Annotated in this window: 18 protein-coding genes; 14 read left to right on the top strand and 4 right to left on the bottom strand. The window is 46.5% G+C overall.

What is annotated here, in order from left to right; genetic code table 11:
* Positions 1-11: 11 nt before the first annotated feature.
* Both gshB and ACQ661_RS06575 read right to left on the bottom strand, forming a co-directional pair.
* A complete protein-coding gene (gshB, locus tag ACQ661_RS06580; RefSeq protein ID WP_153826782.1) occupies positions 12-959 on the bottom strand; it encodes a glutathione synthase in 948 nt (315 codons plus the stop codon).
* Between the two features lie 28 nt (positions 960-987).
* Entirely contained in the window at positions 988-1,728 is a 741-nt protein-coding gene (locus ACQ661_RS06575; RefSeq protein WP_153826781.1) for a 16S rRNA (uracil(1498)-N(3))-methyltransferase, read from the bottom strand.
* Between the two features lie 146 nt (positions 1,729-1,874).
* Here ACQ661_RS06575 and ACQ661_RS06570 point away from each other — a divergent pair, with 146 nt between their 5' ends.
* The 8 genes from ACQ661_RS06570 (at position 1,875) to ACQ661_RS06535 (ending at position 12,381) form a co-directional block, all read left to right on the top strand.
* On the top strand, positions 1,875-3,716 hold the full coding sequence (locus tag ACQ661_RS06570; protein WP_153826780.1) for a M1 family metallopeptidase: 1,842 nt from the start codon (positions 1,875-1,877) through the stop codon (positions 3,714-3,716).
* Positions 3,717-3,725: 9 nt separating this feature from the next.
* Complete coding sequence (locus tag ACQ661_RS06565; protein ID WP_431667989.1) at positions 3,726-4,781, top strand: NAD(P)-dependent alcohol dehydrogenase; 1,056 nt, start codon at positions 3,726-3,728, stop codon at positions 4,779-4,781.
* A gap of 105 nt (positions 4,782-4,886) precedes the next feature.
* A complete protein-coding gene (gene metK / locus ACQ661_RS06560) occupies positions 4,887-6,035 on the top strand; it encodes a methionine adenosyltransferase (RefSeq protein WP_153826778.1) in 1,149 nt (382 codons plus the stop codon).
* 80 nt (positions 6,036-6,115) lie between these two features.
* Positions 6,116-8,128 (top strand): transketolase, encoded by a 2,013-nt coding sequence (gene tkt / locus ACQ661_RS06555; protein ID WP_431667988.1) that lies wholly within the window; start codon positions 6,116-6,118, stop codon positions 8,126-8,128.
* Positions 8,125-9,189, top strand: coding sequence for an erythrose-4-phosphate dehydrogenase (gene epd / locus ACQ661_RS06550; protein WP_110075856.1), 1,065 nt, complete (start codon positions 8,125-8,127; stop codon positions 9,187-9,189). The genes tkt and epd overlap by 4 nt, the downstream gene beginning before the upstream one ends.
* Before the next feature lie 17 nt (positions 9,190-9,206).
* Positions 9,207-10,391: a phosphoglycerate kinase gene (locus tag ACQ661_RS06545; protein ID WP_153826775.1), complete on the top strand. Its 1,185-nt coding sequence runs from the start codon at positions 9,207-9,209 to the stop codon at positions 10,389-10,391.
* Positions 10,392-10,440: 49 nt separating this feature from the next.
* Positions 10,441-11,505, top strand: coding sequence for a class II fructose-bisphosphate aldolase (fba, locus tag ACQ661_RS06540; RefSeq protein ID WP_110075854.1), 1,065 nt, complete (start codon positions 10,441-10,443; stop codon positions 11,503-11,505).
* A gap of 84 nt (positions 11,506-11,589) precedes the next feature.
* Positions 11,590-12,381: a DUF481 domain-containing protein gene (locus ACQ661_RS06535; RefSeq protein WP_228759534.1), complete on the top strand. Its 792-nt coding sequence runs from the start codon at positions 11,590-11,592 to the stop codon at positions 12,379-12,381.
* A 49-nt stretch (positions 12,382-12,430) separates the two neighbouring features.
* Here ACQ661_RS06535 and ACQ661_RS06530 read toward each other — a convergent pair whose 3' ends face one another.
* Complete coding sequence (locus ACQ661_RS06530; protein WP_110075853.1) at positions 12,431-13,177, bottom strand: TerC family protein; 747 nt, start codon at positions 13,175-13,177, stop codon at positions 12,431-12,433.
* Positions 13,178-13,343: 166 nt separating this feature from the next.
* On the opposite strand from ACQ661_RS06530, the gene ACQ661_RS06525 reads away from it, so the two are divergent.
* The 4 genes from ACQ661_RS06525 to tgt all read left to right on the top strand — a co-directional run bounded on the left by ACQ661_RS06525 (position 13,344) and on the right by tgt (position 17,828).
* Complete coding sequence (locus tag ACQ661_RS06525) at positions 13,344-14,024, top strand: TIGR00153 family protein (protein ID WP_110075852.1); 681 nt, start codon at positions 13,344-13,346, stop codon at positions 14,022-14,024.
* A gap of 15 nt (positions 14,025-14,039) precedes the next feature.
* Complete coding sequence (locus ACQ661_RS06520; protein ID WP_313932803.1) at positions 14,040-15,308, top strand: inorganic phosphate transporter; 1,269 nt, start codon at positions 14,040-14,042, stop codon at positions 15,306-15,308.
* 300 nt (positions 15,309-15,608) lie between these two features.
* A complete protein-coding gene (queA, locus tag ACQ661_RS06515) occupies positions 15,609-16,655 on the top strand; it encodes a tRNA preQ1(34) S-adenosylmethionine ribosyltransferase-isomerase QueA (RefSeq protein WP_110075850.1) in 1,047 nt (348 codons plus the stop codon).
* Positions 16,656-16,712: 57 nt separating this feature from the next.
* Entirely contained in the window at positions 16,713-17,828 is a 1,116-nt protein-coding gene (gene tgt / locus ACQ661_RS06510; RefSeq protein ID WP_431667987.1) for a tRNA guanosine(34) transglycosylase Tgt, read from the top strand.
* Positions 17,829-17,921: 93 nt separating this feature from the next.
* On the opposite strand, the gene ACQ661_RS06505 is transcribed toward tgt, so the two are convergent.
* Positions 17,922-18,551: a MarC family protein gene (locus ACQ661_RS06505; RefSeq protein ID WP_110075848.1), complete on the bottom strand. Its 630-nt coding sequence runs from the start codon at positions 18,549-18,551 to the stop codon at positions 17,922-17,924.
* Between the two features lie 361 nt (positions 18,552-18,912).
* Between ACQ661_RS06505 and rpsU the strand changes: the two genes are divergently transcribed.
* Complete coding sequence (gene rpsU / locus ACQ661_RS06500) at positions 18,913-19,128, top strand: 30S ribosomal protein S21 (RefSeq protein ID WP_110075847.1); 216 nt, start codon at positions 18,913-18,915, stop codon at positions 19,126-19,128.
* A 261-nt stretch (positions 19,129-19,389) separates the two neighbouring features.
* Positions 19,390-21,141 carry a DNA primase gene (gene dnaG / locus ACQ661_RS06495; protein WP_110075846.1) on the top strand — a complete coding sequence of 584 codons (1,752 nt, stop codon included), beginning with the start codon at positions 19,390-19,392 and terminating at the stop codon, positions 21,139-21,141.
* The last annotated feature ends 140 nt before the right edge of the window (positions 21,142-21,281 follow it).

Genomic DNA, 21,281 nt, shown 5'->3' with positions numbered 1-21,281 from the left:
CTCACTACTCCTCAACACAAACCTAGCTGGCGCTCAATAGCATCAAATACTTTGGCGGCGATGTTAATAGAATATGCGTCCTCAATTTCGCGCATACAAGTGGGGCTGGTGACATTTATTTCTGTAATACGGTCGCCAATCACATCTAGCCCAACCAGCAATAAGCCACGGCGTTTTAGTTCAGGCCCCACGGCTTTGGCTAGTTCCCAATCGGATTCACTCAAAGGTTGTGGTCGACCGCTACCTCCGGCGGCAAGATTACCGCGAGTTTCGCCGGCTGATGGAATCCGAGCTAATGCGTATGGCATAGGCTCGCCATCAATGATAAGGATGCGCTTGTCGCCATCTTTAATAGCCGGTAAATAACGTTGCACCATGGCAAAGCGTTTGCCGTGGTCGGTGAGGGTTTCGATAATGACCCCAAGATTATTACCGTCAGCACCGACTCGGAAAATAGAGGCTCCACCCATGCCGTCCAGTGGTTTCAGGATGATATCTTGATGTTGCTGATGGAAGGCCCGAATCTGCTCCGCTCGCCGGGTGACTATCGTAGGAGGAGTTAACTCATTAAACCAAGCTGTGAATAGCTTTTCGTTACAATCGCGCAAGCTTTGTGGTTTGTTGGCAACCAATACGCCACGTCGCTCAGCCAGTTCTAGAATGTAAGTAGCGTACACATATTCGGTATCAAAGGGCGGATCTTTGCGCATCAAAATGATATCAAACTCAGCCAACGGCACCTCTTTAGCTGGTTCAAGATCGTAAAAATCTTCGGCTTGGTCGCGCACCGTCACTTGTCGAACAGTGGCCATGGGCTCGCCGGCCACAATCGATAGGTCACTCATTTCTAAATAAAAGCACTCATACTCACGAGCTTGAGCCTCCAGCAAGAGCCGAAAGCTGGTGTCTTTATATGTCTTGACCTGGGCGATTGGGTCCATAATCATGGCTAGTTTCATAAAACCTCCATTAACAGCAACACCGGCGTTAGGCCAGGTCACCAAATTGGTATTGAATAACGGTGATGGCAGCTAAGGCTGCGGTTTCAGTACGTAAAATTCGTGGTCCTAGTTTTACCGGTTGGAATGTATAAGCTTGTGCGACACCAACTTCCGTTTCTGTGAGCCCGCCTTCGGGACCTATCAGCAAACTCACATCAGTCGTTGCTGTCGGATTTAACTGCGCTAACGGAGTCGTAGCGTAGGGGTCTAAAGTTAACCTAAGGCCAGCGGTAAGTTGCTCACACCACTGCGCTAGTGACAGCGGTAAACACACCTCGGGTATGCTACTACGGCCACTTTGTTCGCAGGCAGCGATAACGATCTTTTGCCATTGCTGGCGCTTTTTTTCCAAACGCTCGCCACTGAGCTTAACACCGCAACGCTCGGTAAACAGTGGCGTGATTTTAGTCACTCCCAGTTCGACTGATTTTTGTAGCACAAAATCCATCCGGTCGCCGCGTGAAATACCTTGCCCTAGATGGATCGAAACCGCCGACTCGCTAGGATTGGGCTGCACCGCCTGGATTTCTGCCTGTACTTCTTTTTTGCTTACCAAAGTGAGAGCAGCCAGGTAGTTATTGCCATCGCCATTAAAGAGCTGCAACTGCTGGCCTACGGTCATGCGCAGGACTTTACCTACATGATGAGCCGCATCTTCTGCTAAGGTAATAGCGTTGCCAACCGTCCACGGCTGCTCGCTAGAAGTATAAATTCGCGGAATGCGCATAGGTCGCTGGTATCCTAAACTATCAAAATAAAATCATCTGGCGGTTATCTTAGCACTGCAAAAGCGCCATTGGCAGCGGGAAAATATTTGATTTTGTTGGCTGCGCAGTCGATCATGAAGCACGTGTGATTATTGGAGAGTTATCTATGTTGTTTAGTAAGCAATGGTTTTTGTTCATAGCTATGGCTATTGTCGGGCTATTTTCAAGCACTGCAGCAGCCGAAGATGCGCACAGTTATGCGCGTTTAGATGAAGTATCGACCCCACATTTAGAACTTGATTTAGCGATAGATTTTGATCGTAAACAGCTACGTGGTTTTGCTGAGTATAGTCTGCAACGTCATAGTAACAGTAACTTGCTGTATTTAGATTCGAGCCAGCTCACTATCGACAAAGCAGAAATTTGGCAACATGATCAGTGGCAGCCAACCAAGTTTAGTTTGGGCGACGTTCATCCAAGCCTAGGACAAGAATTGATCGTTGATATCGGTAGCACTGCCACTAAGGTTAGAATTCACTATCACACAGCAACCACTGCCAGTGGTCTACAGTGGCTAACGCCAGCACAAACGGCTGGGAAAAAACATCCGTTTATGTTTAGCCAATCTCAGCCGATTCACTCACGTAGCTGGATTCCTATTCAAGATACTCCAGCGCTGCGACTCACCTACAATGCCCGCTTAACAACGCCAGCAGGTTTGCTAGCAGTGATGAGTGCAGACAATAGTTTGAGTGATAATCGCGACGGTGAGTACTTTTTTAGTATGCCGCAAGCTATTCCGCCTTATTTGATTGCGATTGCTGCCGGTGATCTTGCTATTCAAGCCATTAGCGACAAAGTCGCGGTGTTTGCAGAGCAATACATTGTCGACCAAGCTGCATGGGAATTTGCTGACACCCCTGCCATGATTGAAGCTACTGAAGCCATGTACGGTCCGTACCGCTGGGATCGCTATGATTTATTGATTCTACCGCCAAGTTTTCCCTTCGGCGGGATGGAAAACCCACGCTTATCTTTCATAACACCCACGGTAGTTTCTGGCGATCGTAGCCTCATCAACCTGATTGCGCACGAATTGGCCCATTCTTGGTCAGGTAATTTAGTGACGAACGCTAGCTGGCGCGACTTATGGATTAACGAAGGTTTTACCAGCTACGTTGAAAACCGCATTATGGAAGCTTTATTCGGTACTGAGCGAGCAGTGATGGAACAGGCTTTAGGATACCAAGACTTGTTGGCAAACTTAGAACTGCTGGAGCCGAATGACACCATTCTTAATATCGATTTAGGTACTCGCCATCCAGATGATGTGTTCTCGCAGGTACCCTATGTGAAAGGCCAATTGTTTTTGATGTATTTAGAAGAACAGTTCGGCCGCGAAACCTTTGATAAGTTTTTACGCCAGTATTTTGATGACTTTGCCTTTCAGAGTATTTCTACGGCGCAGTTTAAGGCTTATCTACAACGTGAGCTGCTGGCAAAGCATCCGCAAGTGGTAAGCATGGATAAAATTAATGAATGGATCCATCAGCCAGGGTTACCGGAGGATGCACCTAAACCGCAGTCAGATGCCTTTGCGAAAGTTGAGCAGCAAATGAATCGTTGGCTCAAAGGCGGCGCATTACAAACCGACAGCTGGACCACGCATGAATGGTTACATTTTATCAATAACCTGCCGCTCGATATTTCTGCTGACAATATGGCGCGCTTGGATCGTCAGTTTAATTTAACCAGTATTCAAAATAGTGAAATTGCTCATGCTTGGTTAAAGCTCTCCATCATTAAAAAATATGAACCAGCTCGCGATAGATTGCGTAGTTACTTGCTAACTATTGGGCGCAACAAATTAGTCAGCCCGCTTTACCGTGAGTTAGCCAAAACACCGGATAACTTAAAGTGGGCTAGAGCCGTGTACGAGCAAGCTAAACCGGGTTATCACCCGCTGACGCAAACCGTTAACGAAGCCTTGCTTTACAACAAAGATTAGGAGTTTTACATGCCAAAAGCTATTGGATATGCAGCAAAAGCCGCTGATCAAGCCTTAGAATATTTTGAATTTGAACGCCGTGACCCAACCGCAACTGATGTTGAAATTGACATCTTATACTGTGGCGTTTGTCACTCAGATTTACACCAAGCCCGCAATGAGTGGGGTGGGACAGTTTTTCCGTGTGTACCGGGACACGAAATTGTCGGTAAAGTAACACGGGTGGGTAACCAAGTTAGTAAATTTAAAGTGGGCGATACCGTAGGTGTCGGCTGCATGGTCGATTCTTGCCAAAGTTGTGCCAATTGCGATGCGGGTTACGAGCAGTATTGCGATAACGGGTTTGTAGGTACTTACAATGGTGCAGACAAACATTCCGGTGGGCAAACTTTTGGTGGTTATTCAAATCGCATCACAGTCACCGAGAAGTTTGTGCTTAAAGTAGCTGACAATCTTGATTTAGCCGGTGTTGCACCCTTATTGTGCGCAGGTATCACAACCTACTCACCGTTGCGCCACTGGGGCGTAACTGAAGGCCATCGGGTTGGCGTAGTGGGCTTAGGTGGCTTAGGCCATATGGCTGTTAAAATTGCCAAAGCCATGGGTGCAGAAGTGGTGTTGTTCACCACGTCGCCAAGCAAGATTGATGATGGCAAGCGCCTAGGTGCCGATCATGTGGTGATTTCCAAGGATGCAGAGCAAATGCAGGCTTGGACCAATCAACTTGATTTTATTCTTAATACAGTAGCGGCGCCCCATGACTTAGACGCGTATCTAAGTTTATTACGCTTAAATGGCACCATGACTTTAGTTGGGGTTCCAGCTGAAGCGCACCCGTCACCAGCCGTTTACAATTTAATTGCGAAACGTCGTAGCTTAGCCGGTTCGTTAATTGGCGGCATCGCGGAAACTCAGGAGATGCTGGATTTTTGTGCCGAGCACAACATCATTTCTGATATTGAAATGATTGATATTGATAACATCAACGAAGCTTATGAACGGATGTTGAAAAGCGACGTGAAGTATCGTTTTGTTATCGACATGGCAAGTTTGAAACAGAAATAAAGACTTTTAGACGTCTAAATGTGGAAAAGTGGGCGAAGCTTAGGTAAACTACGCCCACTTTTTTGTTCAGTTTTGTATATCGTCCACTTATAGAGAAACGTAGCAATGGCACAGCACTTATTTACATCAGAATCAGTTTCTGAAGGTCATCCAGATAAAATCGCAGATCAAATTTCAGATGCGGTATTAGACGCGATTTTAACGCAAGATCCGCGTGCACGCGTGGCCTGCGAAACCTTCGTTAAAACCGGTATGGTGTTAGTGGGTGGTGAAATTACGACCAGTGCCTGGGTGGATATTGAAGAAATTACTCGTAATACCGTACGTGAGATTGGCTATGTTCACTCAGATATGGGATTTGATGGCTCATCTTGTGCTGTATTAAATGCCATTGGTAAACAGTCACCTGATATCAATCAAGGTGTTGACCGTGCGAACCCAGAAGAGCAGGGCGCTGGTGACCAAGGTTTAATGTTTGGTTATGCATCCAACGAGACGGATGTGTTGATGCCAGCACCTATTACTTACGCACACCGATTGGTACAACGCCAAGCAGAAGTTCGCAAAAGTGGTGAGCTTAGCTGGCTACGTCCGGATGCTAAAAGCCAGTTAACCTTTATTTACGAAGACGGCCGCCCAGTAGGTATCGATACCGTGGTGTTGTCTACTCAGCATGACGAACAAATCAGTCAAGCTGAGTTACGCGAAGCGGTGATTGAAACTATCATTAAGCCGGTGTTGCCCGTCGAATGGTTCCCAGCCAGCCAAGAACGAATTTTTATCAACCCCACGGGTAAATTTGTGATTGGTGGCCCGATGGGTGATTGTGGTCTTACAGGGCGCAAGATTATTGTTGATACCTACGGTGGTATGGCACGCCATGGAGGTGGTGCGTTCTCGGGTAAAGATCCTTCTAAAGTGGATCGTAGTGCCGCTTACGCCGCTCGTTACGTGGCGAAAAATATTGTCGCAGCAGGCTTGGCTGAGCGTTGCGAAATCCAGATTTCTTATGCTATCGGTGTGGCTGAACCAACCTCTATTAGTTTGGAGACCTTTGGTACCAGTCCTTACAGCGAAGAGAAACTGATTGCCTTAGTGCGTAAGCATTTTGATTTACGTCCGTATGGGTTGATTCAGATGTTAGATTTAGAGCGTCCGATTTACCAAGCTACCGCTGCATATGGACATTTTGGCCGCGCGGAGTTCCCGTGGGAGAAAACCGACCGCGCTGAAGCCTTACGCGCTGATATCTAATTTGCTTACAAGCCCCGAATTGTGGACAATACGCGCACCTTTTGTGCAAATATTCTTACCAGCTAATTCGGGGTTTTGTTATGACTACAGCAGTATCTGAGCGTAAGCACCTTGCCAATGCTATCCGTGCCCTTAGTATGGATGCGGTTCAGCAAGCAAATTCAGGCCATCCTGGCGCACCTATGGGTATGGCCGATATTGCTGAAGTTCTATGGCGCGACTTCCTTAAACATAATCCAGCCAACCCCAATTGGGCCGACCGTGACCGCTTTGTGCTGTCTAACGGCCATGGCTCGATGCTGATCTACTCGTTGTTACACCTCAGTGGCTACGATCTCAGCATTGACGATCTTAAGCAGTTCCGTCAGTTACATTCAAAAACGCCGGGCCATCCTGAGTACGGTTATGCGCCTGGAGTTGAGACCACAACAGGGCCACTGGGACAAGGGATTACCAACGCGGTAGGTATGGCTTTAGCTGAAAAAGTTTTAGCGGCACAATTCAATCGTCCACAGCACCACATTGTCGACCACTACACCTATACCTTTTTAGGTGACGGTTGTTTAATGGAAGGTATTTCACACGAAGCCTGCTCGTTAGCTGGTACTCTCGGCCTGGGTAAGTTGATTGCTTTTTATGATGATAATGGCATTTCTATTGATGGCGAAGTTGAAGGCTGGTTTACGGATAATACCGAGCAACGTTTTCATGCGTACAACTGGCATGTGATTGCCGATGTTGATGGTCACGATGCCGAAGCTATCAAAGCGGCTATTCATGCTGCCCAAGCGGTAACAGATAAACCTACGCTAATTATTTGCAAAACCATTATTGGTTTTGGTGCGCCCAACAAACAAGGCACAGAAAGCTGCCACGGCGCGCCATTAGGTGCCGATGAAATTACTGCGGCACGGGAGCAATTAGGTTGGTCGTACGGGCCGTTTGAAATTCCCGCCGATGTGTATGCTGCATGGTCTGCTAAAGCATCAGGTGCGGCCGCCGAACAACAATGGCAACAAGCCTTTGCTGCGTATGCACAAGCCTACCCTGAGCTGGCGGCAGAACTAGAACGTCGTTTAGCGGGCGAGTTACCGGCCGATTTTGCCGCCCAAGCGGATGCCTATATTGCTAGTTTACAAGCGGAGCCAGCTGCTATCGCTAGTCGTAAAGCTTCGCAGAATGCATTGAATGCCTATGGCCCTATGCTGCCAGAATTGCTTGGTGGTTCAGCAGATTTAGCTGGGTCAAACCTGACGCTTTGGAGCGGCGCTAAAGGTGTGAGCGCTGATGATGCCGTGGGTAACTATGTCTATTACGGGGTCCGTGAGTTTGGCATGTCGGCAATCATGAATGGGATTGCGTTACATGGTGGTTTTGTACCTTATGGCGCTACCTTCTTGATGTTTATGGAATATGCACGTAATGCGGTGCGTATGGCTGCGCTAATGAAGCAACGCAGTATTTTTGTTTACACTCACGATTCAATTGGTTTAGGCGAAGATGGCCCAACGCACCAACCGGTAGAGCAAACAGCGAGTTTGCGCATGACCCCAAACATGAGTACCTGGCGCCCGTGTGACCAAGTTGAGTCTGCGGTTGCTTGGAAAGCGGCTTTATTGCGTACCGATGGCCCTAGCGCTTTGATTTTTAGTCGTCAAAATTTAGCTCAGCAAATTCGTACCGAGGAGCAGGTTGCGGCGATCGAGAAAGGCGGTTATATCCTCCTTGATAGCGCTGGTCCGGCTGATTTGATTTTGCTGGCAACGGGCTCAGAAGTTGAACTAGCGATGCAAGCAGCACAGCAATTACAACAGCAAGGAACACAGGTACGCGTAGTATCTATGCCTTGTACCGACCTGTTTGACGCACAAAGTGCCGATTACAAAGAGTCGGTGTTACCTGCTCGGGTAACCCGTAGAATTGCTATTGAGGCAGGTATTGCTGATTACTGGTACAAGTATGTAGGGCTGCAAGGCCGCGTGGTTGGCATGACCAGCTTTGGCGAATCTGCTCCAGCCGGTGATTTGTTTAAGTTCTTCGGTTTCACGGTAGAGAATATTGTGAACCAAGCACAAGAGCTATTATCAGCATGAGCCAACCCCTAACCGAGCTGTTGAGCGCATCGGCAAGCCAGCCTAAACGTATTGCTATCAATGGGTTTGGGCGTATTGGCCGCAGTGTGTTGCGAGCCTTGTACGAACGCGGCTATCGTGACCAACTGCAGGTGGTTGCCATCAATGAATTAGCACCAGTTGCCAGTATGGCTCATTTACTCAAATATGATACCAGCCATGGCCGGTTCAGCGAGCAGGTTAGTGTTGCAGAAGATCAAAGTTTGCAGGTGGCCAAGGATCGAATTGTGGTTTCTTCTGCAGCTCAGTTAGAACAGCTCGAGTGGCAAGCGCTGCAGTTAGATGCCGTGCTTGATTGTACTGGCGTATTTGGTACTCGAGGCGATGGTGCTGCGTATCAACAGCAAGGCATTCCGCGGGTACTGTTTTCACAGCCTGGTGCTGCAGATCTCGATTTTACTGCTATTTATGGCGTGAATCATCAAGCCATCAAGGCTGACCATCAGTGGGTCTCGAACGGTTCTTGTACGACCAATTGTATTGTGCCGGTCATTGCTGTTTTAGATCAGGCCTTTGGTATCGACAGTGGTGCAATTACCACCATTCACGCAGCCATGCATGATCAGCAAGTGATTGATGCTTACCATACTGATCCGCGTTTAGCTCGAGCTGCTGGGCGCTCGATTATTCCTGTCGATACTCGATTAGCGCGCGGCATTGAACGGATCTTGCCGAAATTTGCCGGACGGTTTGAGGCTATTCAGGTACGGGTGCCAACCACTAACGTAACAGCTATGGATTTGAGTGTAACTGTGCATGCTGAGGTGAGTATAGAGCAGGTTAATCAAGTATTAGCAGAGGCCGCACAGGGCGCTTATGCTAACGTGCTAGGTTACACCGATGAGCCGCTGGTATCGATCGATTTTAATCACGACCCGCGCTCAAGCATTGTTGATGGCACCCAAACTCGGGTCGCCGATAAACGTTTAATTAAAGTGTTGTGCTGGTGCGACAACGAGTGGGGCTTTGCCAACCGCATGTTAGATACAGTGCAAGTGATGTTAGCAACAGATTCAAAATAATTAAGAAGGATTTTTTTATGGCTGCAGTCATTACTATGTCAGATTTAGATTTAGCCGGTTTACGGGTACTGATTAGAGAAGATCTGAATGTTCCAATTCAAGCTGGCAAAGTTAGTTCAGATGCACGTTTGCGTGCTGCGTTACCAACCATTCAAGCAGCCGTAGCGGCTGGCGCAAAGGTGATGGTGATGTCGCACTTAGGGCGCCCGGAAGAAGGTGTCTACGACGCCGAGTTTTCATTGCAGCCGGTGGTAGATTGGTTAAACGAACATCTTGATGTACCGGTTCGTTTAGCCACTGATTATCTGAACGGCGTAGACGTGGCTGTAAATGAAGTTGTGGTGTTTGAAAATATTCGCTTTAATGTAGGTGAGAAGAAAAACGATGATGCTTTAGCACAAAAGTTAGCCGCTTTGTGCGATGTCTTTGTGATGGATGCATTTGGTACCGCGCACCGTGCTCAAGCATCTACTCACGGTGTTGCTAAATACGCTGATGTGGCTTGCGCCGGACCGTTACTTGCAGCCGAATTAGATGCGCTAGGTAAAGCATTAGCAAATCCTGCGCGGCCGTTAGTGGCTATTGTTGGTGGCTCGAAGGTTTCGACCAAGTTGACGGTATTAGAATCGTTATCTACGGTAGTAGATCAATTGATTGTCGGTGGTGGTATTGCCAATACCTTTATTGCCGCAGCCGGACACGGGGTTGGCAAATCTCTGTATGAAGCCGATTTACAAGCAGAAGCTAGTCGCTTAGTAGCTGCGGCACAATCCAAAGGTGGTGATATTCCACTTCCTTCAGATGTGGTTACCGGTAAAGAATTTAGTGCCACTGCAACAGCAGAAACCAAGCCGGTAACAGCTATTGCAACGGACGACATGGTGTTTGATATTGGTCCGGATACCGCTCAAGCTTTTGCCAAGATGTTAGAACAGGCTGGTACCATTGTTTGGAATGGCCCCGTTGGCGTATTTGAGTTCGACCAGTTTGGTGAAGGTACGCGAGTTTTAGCTGAAGCTATTGCTAACAGTAAGGCATTTTCGATTGCTGGCGGTGGTGATACTCTAGCTGCCATTGATAAATACGGAATTGCCGACAAAATCAGCTATATTTCTACGGGTGGCGGCGCATTTTTAGAATTTTTAGAAGGTAAAGAACTGCCGGCTGTGGCGATTTTGGAAGAACGCGCACAACACGGCTAAGCAGCTATCTATAAGCCAAATTACACAAAAATATTAGGAGAGATATTACATGGCTTTGATTTCATTACGTCAGTTGCTCGACCATGCAGCTGAGCAAGGCTACGGGGTACCGGCCTTTAACGTCAACAACTTAGAACAAATGCGGGCCATTATGATGGCAGCTGATGCTACCGATAGCCCGGTAATTGTACAAGCGTCTGCCGGTGCTCGCAGCTACGCTGGTGCACCTTTTTTGCGTCACTTGATTTTAGCCGCAATTGAAGAATGGCCACATATTCCTGTTGTTATGCACCAAGATCACGGCACCTCACCGGCGGTTTGTCAGCGTTCGATTCAATTGGGTTTTAGCTCAGTAATGATGGATGGCTCATTGCGCGAAGACGGTAAGACTCCGGCGGATTACGACTATAACGTACAAGTTACTCAGCAAACGGTAGCTATGGCGCATGCCTGTGGCGTATCGGTTGAAGGTGAGTTGGGTGTATTGGGTAGTTTAGAAACTGGTGAAGCTGGTGAAGAAGATGGCGTAGGTGCTGAAGGCAAGCTCACACACGACCAGCTGTTAACGGACCCAGAAGAAGCAGCACAGTTCGTTCGTGCCACTAATGTAGATGCGTTAGCTATTGCTTGTGGTACGTCGCACGGTGCCTATAAGTTTTCACGCCCACCAACCGGTGATATTTTAGCGATTGATCGAATTAAAGAAATCCACAAACGGATTCCAAATACCCACTTGGTCATGCACGGTTCGTCGTCAGTACCGCAAGAATGGTTAAAAGTTATCAATGAATTTGGTGGTGAAATCCCAGAAACTTATGGGGTTCCGGTTGAGCAAATCGTTGAAGGTATCAAACACGGCGTACGTAAAGTAAATATTGATACCGATTTACGTTTGGCATCAACGGGTGCTATCCGTCGCCACTTGGCACAGAACACCAGCAATTTTGACCCACGTAAATATTTAAAAGCTTCGACCGATGCTATGTACGAGATTTGTAAAGCTCGCTATGAAGCCTTTGGTTGTGCCGGTCAAGCAAGCAAAATCAAGGTTATTTCGCTAGAAGATATGTTCGGGCGCTACGAACGGGGCGAATTAGACGCTAAAGTAAATTAATCCAGGGTTTAGAATGCCATATCAAGAGGTTATACTAAGGGTATGGCTTTCTTTAGGATTGAAGTACTACCAAAAGGGGAAAATATGCGCTTAACTCAAGCTACTATTGCGATAATTAGTTTATTTGCCGTTGCTGGAACTGCACAGGCAAGTATTTTTATGTACGATGATGCCAGTGATTTAGATACCACGGCAAAAAAAGAGTGGGATGCAAGTGCTGAGTTAGGTCTGTTATTCACCTCTGGTAACACCGAAACTGAAACACTAAAGGCTAAATTGAATTTAGCCCGCGATTTTGAGAACTGGCGTCATAAAGGCGTGATTGATTATTATCGCTCGGAGCAAGTTGATCAAAATACTGGCGATACCATCACGACGGGTGATAAAACCTTTTTGTCCGGCCAAAGTAACTATAAATTTAGTCCTGAAAGCCGTTCTTCGTTATTTGTGTTCGGCTCTTACGAAGAAGACAAGTTCAGTGGTTATGAATACCAAGGCACGTTAGCTATTGGTTACGGTGCTCGTTATCGTTACAACGAAAAAATTTATGCCGACTACGAGGTAGGTCCTGGTTACTCGATGAGCAAGCCTATTGTTGGCGGCTTACCACAAGAACAAGAAACCAGCGCAATTTTGCGTTTGGCTGGTAACTTGGTGTGGGATGTGAGCAAAAACTCTAAATTCAATGCATTGGCTTCTACGGAAGTGGGTTCTGATAATACTAAAACCCGTGCCGAGGCTTCTATTTCTGCCAATATTAATAGCTCGTTGGCACTGAAGCTTTCTATCGCAGGTACTCATAACTCATTTTTAGAAGACTCTACGAAAGAAAAATTAGATACCGAAACCGCTGTTACTTTGGTTTATACCTTCTAACTTAGTTGTACTAAGTGATTATAATGGCGTGAATAAGACTGGGCCTTGATTAACTATCATCGCCCAGTCTTTTTTTGAGGTGAACCGGCTCTCGCGCTTTTCTTATTTTAAGGTTAAGTAGCTCCACCACCAAACTGAATGCCATAGCAAAGTAAACATAGCCTTTAGGAACATGAAAGCCGAGTCCTTCCCCCATGAGCGTGAAGCCAATTAAGATCAGGAAGCTTAGTGCTAACATTTTTATGGTTGGATGATTATCCACAAAATCACCGATAGCTTTGGCGGCCACCATCATTACTAACACCGCAATAATAATAGCAATAATCATCACGGTCACGTAATCAACTAAACCGACCGCAGTAATGACTGAATCAAGTGAAAAAACGATATCAATCAGTGCAATTTGCACAATAATGGCACTGAAAGTAGCAGCTTTCGGAGTTTTTGTTTGATCGTGAGTGCCTTCTAGCGAGTGATGTATCTCAAGGGTACTTTTGGCTAATAAAAATAGGCCGCCACCAAACAAAATAAGATCTCTTCCTGAAAAACTTTGCCCGATGAGGCTGAACAGAGGTTCAGTTAACCCCATCACCCATACAATAGCTAGGAGCAAGGCAATACGCATGCCCATGGCCAGCATAAGTCCTAATTGCCTCGCGCGTTGTCGCTGCGCTGGCGGCAATCGACCGACCAAAATTGAAATAAAAATGATGTTATCTATGCCCAGAACTATCTCTAAAGCTGTGAGCGTGATTAGGGCGAGCCATGCCTCAGGTAGTAAAATCCATTCGAACATGATGAATTCTCTTTGTTGATTTGTTTTTAAATTACCATAAATCGGTTACTCTTTAAGCACAACTTTAATTTTTGCTTTGCGTGTACGAATAATCTTCGTTAGTATTCGCGCACCTCAATGAGGTTGTATAAAGCGTTTATTTCAGCAGCAACAAAGGCGAACTTTTATGTCTGCAAATTCGTTTCTTGGTATGTTTGCCAAGTCTCCGATCAAACCTATGATCGATCATATTGAGCAAGTGCACGATTGTGCCATGACGCTTAAACCCTTCTTTCAAGCCGTGTACTCAGGAAACTGGGACGAAGCAGAAATTCATCGCAAAGAAATCGTCAAAAAAGAGAAAGCAGCTGACGATATGAAGCGTGATATTCGCTTAAACCTTCCTAGCGGTTTGTTTATGCCGGTGGAACGTACCGATTTACTTGAGTTGGTATCGCAACAAGACCGCATTGCTAACAAAGCAAAAGATATCTCAGGCCTTATGACCGGCCGTGAAATGCAAATCCCTGCAGCTATGATAGAAGGCTTTGATGCTTATTTATCACGTTGTCTAGATGCTACTGATAAAGCAAAAGAAACCATTGGTGAATTTGACGATTTATTAGAAGTAGGCTTTAAAGGTCGTGAACGTCAAATCGTCGATAAAATGATTTCTGAGCTTGACGAAATTGAACAAGATACGGATGCCTTACAGGTGAAGTTACGTCGTCAATTACGTGCTCTCGAAAATGAAATGAGCCCATTAGATGCGATGTTCTTGTATCAAATTTTGGATTGGGTCGGTGACCTTGCAGATCTTGCTGAGCGCGTGGGTGCTCGCTTTGAATTGATGCTAGCCCGCGTCTAAGCCGGAGAATAATCAATGGATATTTTAACAACGTATAGCACGACGTTGATCTTGCTCGCCGCCGGTTTCGGCTTTTTTATGGCGTGGGGGATTGGTGCCAACGATGTCGCAAATGCGATGGGTACCTCGGTAGGTTCTAAAGCTTTAACCATCAAGCAAGCCATCATTGTAGCTATGATTTTTGAATTTGCTGGGGCTTACTTAGCTGGTGGTGAGGTTACCTCAACCATTCGTAAAGGTATTATCGACTCCGGTTATTTTGTCGATACACCAGAACTTTTGGTGTTTGGTATGATCGGCTCTTTGCTGGCAGCGGGAACCTGGCTACTTATCGCCTCTTGGGCCGGTTGGCCTGTATCAACCACTCATTCTATTATTGGCGCTATTGTTGGCTTCGCCGCAGTAGGTGTTGGCGTAGATTCAGTCTCTTGGGGCTCGGTGGTTGGTATTATCGGTAGTTGGGTTATTACCCCGATGATTGCCGGTTTAATTGCATACTTTGTATTCTTGAGTGCGCAAAAGCTTATCTTTGACCAAGAAAATCCGTTAGCTATGGCAAAACGCTATGTGCCTTTCTATATGGCTCTCACCGGCTTTATGATTTCGTTGGTGACGATCAAAAAAGGTTTAAAGCACGTTGGTATTGAAATGACCAGCACCGAAGGCTACTTAACGGCAATAGCCGTGGCAGTAGTGGTCGGGGTGCTAGGTAAAGTTGCCATTAGCCGCTTGAAATTTGATCCTGCTGCAGACCGCAACATGCATTACACCAACGTTGAGAAAGTCTTTGCGTTGTTAATGGTTGTTACTGCCTGTGCTATGGCCTTTGCCCACGGCTCAAACGATGTAGCCAATGCTATTGGTCCTGTTGCTGCAGTAGTAAGTATTGTTTCTAGTGGTGGCGAGATCTCCTCAAAAGCTGCATTAGCTTGGTGGGTGCTGCCGGTAGGTGCTGTAGGTATCGTGCTAGGCTTGGCCATGCTGGGGCGCCGTGTTATTGCGACTATTGGTAAAGGGATCACCCATTTAACCCCAAGTCGTGGCTTTGCGGCTGAGTTAGCTGCAGCTACCACCGTGGTCATCGCATCGGGTACTGGCTTACCTATTTCTACTACGCAAACTTTAGTTGGCGCAGTATTAGGGGTAGGCATGGCGCGTGGTATTGCGGCACTTAATTTAGGTGTGGTGCGCAATATCGTGGTGTCATGGGTAGTGACGCTACCTGCTGGTGCTATTATGTCGATTATTTTCTTCTATATTATTAAAGCTGCATTCGGCGCTTAATACTATTTTGAAAATAAACTGATAATCAGGTGATCTAATTGAATTGCCGTGAGCGTAATTAAAGCAACCGGTCTTGTATCGGTTGTCATCTCGTTTTAGCGCATCCTTAGTGATGCGCTTTTTTTTGCCCTGTTTGCAATGGCTAATAGTATGTCGTTCAGCCAAGGTTTGTGCGCGCTAAGTACCCGCCCGAGTTTTTTTTCTGCGATAAAAACGGTAAAGTACGCGCAATCTTAAACCGCCGTTCTTGATTGACGACGTATCGCCAAGGGTTTGGCCTAACTTAAATAAGTAACAGCTATGAATGTAAAAGATTTTGCCTTTGAATTACCCGATGAGCTAATCGCACGCTATCCACAACCCGAACGCAGTGCCAGCCGTTTGTTATGTTTAGATGGTCCTACGGGGCAAGTGCAGCACCAGCAGTTCAAGCAGATTGTAGAGCAACTGCAAGCCGGAGATTTACTGGTTTTCAATGATACTCGAGTTATTCCGGCACGGTTACTGGGCGAAAAAGTTTCGGGTGGCAAAGTTGAAGTCTTGGTTGAGCGCATTATCGATGAGCATCGAGCCTGGGTGCATTTGCGAAGTAATAGGTCACCGAAAGCGGGCGCACGAATGATTTTAGAAGGTGCGGTAGAAGTAGAAATGCTAGGGCGCAACGATGCCTTATTTGAATTGTACTTTCACACCGAGCAGCCGTTGTTAGAAGTGCTTGAGCAGTTCGGTCATATGCCCTTGCCACCTTATATTGATCGGCCTGACGAAGCGAGTGATAAAGAGCGCTATCAAACGGTCTACAATAAAAAGCCAGGAGCGGTGGCGGCGCCTACGGCTGGCTTACATTTTGATGAGACCATATTGCAGCAACTACGTGCTAAGGGAGTCGAGTTTGCTTATGTGACTTTGCACGTTGGGGCCGGAACTTTTCAGCCAGTACGAGTAGACAATATCACTGAACACCATATGCATAGTGAGTATGCCGAAGTGCCAGAGCAAACAGTGGCAGCGATTGCTGCTACCCGAGCTCGTGGTGGCCGTGTGATTGCCGTAGGTACCACCTCGGTACGGTCCTTAGAATCGGCAGCGCAAGCAGCAAAACAAGCGGGTACAGAGTTAGCGCCATTTTTTGCGGATACCGATATTTTTATCTATCCAGGTTATGAATTCCAACTAGTAGACGCCATGATTACGAATTTCCATTTACCGGAATCGACCCTGATCATGTTGGTTTCGGCATTTGCTGGGCAAGCTCAGGTGATGGCCGCTTACGCCGCAGCAGTAGCGGAAAAATATCGCTTCTTTAGCTACGGTGATGCAATGTTTGTGACCCGTCGCACCAGCTAAGGTATACTAAGCGCCTCGGACTGTTTTTCCGTGAACTACATAGATAGCGGTGATTAAATGAAATTTGAATTGTTAACAACCTCGGGCAAAGCGCGTCGTGGGCGTATGGTGTTTGAACGTGGCGTGGTGGAAACCCCAGCTTTTATGCCAGTAGGTACTGCCGGTACCGTTAAAGGTATGACCCCAGAAGAAGTTAAAGCAACAGGGGCCCAAATCTGTTTGGGTAATACCTTTCACTTAATGTTAAGACCAGGTACCTCAATCATCAAACAGCATGGTGATTTGCACGATTTTATGAATTGGGACAAACCGATTCTGACCGATTCTGGCGGCTTTCAGGTATTTAGCTTAGGTGAATTGCGCAAAATTACTGAAGAAGGCGTTACCTTCCGTTCGCCCATTAACGGCGAAAAGATATTGCTGACTCCAGAAAAGTCGATGGAAGTACAGCGTGATCTAGGCTCGGATATTGTCATGATCTTTGACGAATGTACTCCGTACCCAGCTACCCAAGCCGAAGCCCGTTCTTCGATGGAGCTGTCATTGCGCTGGGCTGAGCGCTCAAAAGCTGCGCACGGTGATAATCCTTCGGCGTTATTTGGCATCATTCAAGGTGGTATGTACGAAGAGTTACGTACCATTTCACTTGAGGGGCTTGCTGATATCGGTTTTGATGGCTATGCCATTGGCGGGCTATCGGTTGGTGAGCCGAAAGAAGATATGATGCGGGTGTTAGATTATATTACTCCTGCGATGCCGATTGATAAGCCTCGTTATTTGATGGGTGTTGGTAAGCCTGAAGATTTAGTTGAAGCTGTTCGTCGTGGTGTCGACATGTTTGATTGCGTGATGCCAACCCGTAACGCTCGTAACGGTCATTTATTTATCAGTACCGGAGTGGTAAAAATTCGTAACGCAGTGCATCGCACCGATACCGGGCCATTAGACCCTGAGTGCGATTGCTACACCTGTAAGAATTATTCTCGCGCCTACTTGCATCATTTGGATCGTTCTAATGAAATGCTAGGTGGTCGTTTGAATACCATTCACAACCTGCATTTTTATCAAAAAGTAATGCAGGATTTACGTGATGCTATAGAAGCCGATCGTCTAGAAGAACATGTCGCTGAATTTTATGCTAAGCGTGGTCTACCTGTCCCAGAGCTCAAGTAAGTTGGTTTTGTAACGGCTGCTTGTAAGCTAGAAGAAAGCCCCGCCAGTGTCACCACTGCGGGGCTTTTTAGTTGGTGCTTCGCGCATCAAGCACTAGATAGCGCGCGCAATATCTAAGATATAAGGCTTGATACCGGCAAAGAAGAATTCAACAGCAATCAGCATCACAATCAGGCCCATCAATCGCATCAAAATCTTACTGCCACTGCGTCCGAGTTTTGCCATAAATTGACGCCCACTAGCTAGAACGAAAGCAGTGAGAATACAAACTGCAACGATAGCAGCGAATAAGCTAATGGTGTTGCTAGTTGCGGGACTTTCCTGAATAAATAGAATCACCATGGTAATGGCGCCCGGGCCAGCAACCATGGGAATGCCGATTGGAGTTACCGCAACGTCAGAACCAAAATCAGCTTCGCTTTCACCATCAACGCGTTTAGGTACAGTGCGCCCACGCAACATTTCAAAGCCCATCACAAAGAATAAAATACCGCCGGCTACGCGCAATCCGTTAACAGATATATTAAAAAAGCTAAAAATAGCTTCGCCCACTAAGGCAAAAGTACAAAGTGCGATACAGGCTGTTATTGAGGCGCGCATGGCTACCCACCTAGCAGCCTTAGGTGTCATGGCTTCAGTTAAAGCAATATAAATGGGAATCGCCGCTATGGGATTGATCATGGTAAATAGCGAGGTAAACTGAAAGAGAAAGGTTTCTAGCATGGTGGCACTCCGGCAAATGGGTTGAGCTATTCTACCTGTTGCTCACAAAGTTAACAAAAAAATCATTCAATTCAGCAGGATTATCTTTGCTCCGACATTGTGTGTCGTAAGCTGATGGCATACTAACACGCAAGTCAGTTCTTTGGAGGTGGTAGGTTAAACTTCACCAGCTTTGTTCAGCCTTCGCTGATGAAACTACCACTTCCAATCCTCCCAAACGGTCAGCTGTGATTTAAATGCCAGATAGGCTTTACATCGCGATCTTAACTCGCTACAATTCAGCACCAATTTTGATCATCGTGGTTATATTTTAACCAGTACCGATAACCAACAACCGAATTTTCATTGAGGTGAGATTTTAATGCCAGTTGTTAAAGTAAAAGAAAACGAGCCGTTTGACGTAGCTTTACGTCGTTTTAAGCGCTCTTGCGAGAAAGCAGGTGTATTGTCTGAAGTACGTAGCCGTGAATTCTACGAGAAGCCTACTTCAGAGCGTAAGCGCAAGAAAGCCGCTGCGGTTAAGCGTCACGCGAAGAAATTATCTCGCGAGAACGCACGTCGTACTCGTCTGTACTAAGTAACTGGTACCGTAGCGGCGCAGCCGACGGCGGTGTCACTACAGCACAGACCTCAAAAGCCGGATTGAGTCTTCTCAGTTCGGTTTTTTTGTGGGCGTCATTCTCGAAGCTCTAACATCTAGATAAAGCGATTCAACCGTTACAACGAGTTCGTAGTTGGGGTACACTGACGCCATGATCTGAACTACCTCCACAGCAATGGTGTGCAGTACTTTTTACCTACTATGCTGTGCTTTAGGTGATGCCCAAATGGAACCTTTATGGCTGGTCTGATTCCCAAAAGCTTTATCCATGATCTATTGGATCGCGCTGATATTGTCGAGATTGTCGATAGCCGAGTGCCACTTAAGCGGGCTGGTAGAAATTACCAGGCCTGTTGTCCCTTTCATAGTGAAAAAAGCCCCAGTTTTACGGTGGCTCCAGATAAACAGTTCTATCACTGTTTTGGCTGTGGTGAACACGGTAATGCCATTGATTTTTTGATGAAATTTGATGGTCTCGAGTTTCCTGAAGCGGTTGAAGAATTAGCTGGAATCATGGGGGTTGAAGTGCCTCGCGAAACCAGCGCTAATCCACAAGCTGATGCCCGCCAACGAGCGCAAGCCGCTGATGATTATCAGCAAATGGAACAGGCGGCAAAGTATTTTGCGCATCAGTTACGTCATCATGCCAAGAGCAGCCAAGTTATCGACTACTTGAAAGGTCGTGGTTTAAGCGGTGCTGTGGTGAAAGACTTTCAGATCGGTTATGCCCCTGATGGCTGGGATGGACTACTACTCAGTTTGGCGAAAAATCACAAAGATCGTCAGCAGCTATTTGATCTTAAATTAGTGAATCGTAATGAAAACCAGCGCTACTACGACTTTTTTCGGGACCGCATTATGTTTCCGATCCGCGATCGTCGTGGTCGGGTGGTCGGTTTTGGTGGACGGATCATCACGGGTGATGGCCCAAAATATTTAAACTCGCCAGAAACACGAATTTTTCATAAAGGACGCGAACTCTATGGCTTTTATGAAGCCAAGAAAGCGCACAAACAATTAGCTCAGGTGGTCATAGTTGAGGGTTATATGGATGTGGTTGCCTTGGCTCAAGCCGGAATCACTTACGCGGTAGCATCCCTCGGTACGGCCACAACAGCAGACCAGTTACAGCTGTTATTTCGTGCCACCACACAAGTCACCTGTTGTTATGACGGTGATAGAGCTGGCCGAGATGCTGCTTGGCGGGCGCTAGAAAATGCACTGCCATTATTAAACGATGGATTAGCGTTAAACTTTTTGTTTTTACCCGATGGTGAAGACCCCGACACTATTGTGCGTAAAGAGGGAGCGGAGGCATTTAGCGCACGCTTGCAACAAGCACAGAGCTTCATAGACTACTTTTTTAGTCACCTCACAGAAACTATTGATGTGAGTAGTGATGCCGGCAAATCAATGCTATTGAAGCAAGCAACACCGTTGATAGAAAGAGTAGCAAGCGAATTTTATCGGGAAGAATTACTGAATCGATTGGCACGTTTGTTACGCCGCGAAACCTCGCAGCTTAAACAACAAATAAAAGCACCTACCAGCCAACACCGCCGCCCCGAGCAGCTTAAAATGACGCCTATGCGGCGCGCTATCGGGTTATTGGTACAGCACCCGCAGCTAGGGCGAGAGATTCCTTTGCATAAAGAGCTGATTGAATTAAAGCAACCAGGTATTGAATTGTTATTAGCCCTGCATGAACAGACACAGCAGCAACAGTTAACTACTGCGCAGTTACTCGAGTTGTGGCGCGATCAGCCCGAAGAAAAAGCATTGCGACAATTAGCAAGTTGGGAACATCACCTAGATGAAGAGCACGTTGCGCAAGAATTCTTTGATACCTTTCTCTATTTTATTGATCAATATATGGAACAGCGTGCTAGTGAGTTACTGGCCAAAGAGCAACAAGCACCGCTAAGCAAAGAAGAAAAGCAAGAGTACATGGTGTTATTGCAATACCGTTCGGATCGTGGAAAACGCTAATAAGTGGTGGAATAGCCTATTCCATGGCTCTTGATTTTAAACAAAAACGATGAAAAACAAAATGTTATTAGAGTTGGCACAAGCTTTGCTTTAGTTATCAAGTCAGTTTGACTTACTCACTTTATTAATAAAAAACAGAT

Source organism: Pseudidiomarina sp. WS423, assembly GCF_050750165.1.
Lineage (GTDB): Bacteria > Pseudomonadota > Gammaproteobacteria > Enterobacterales > Alteromonadaceae > Pseudidiomarina > Pseudidiomarina fusca.
Note: the sequence above shows the minus strand (reverse complement) of the source record. Positions and strands in the feature narration are given on the sequence as shown.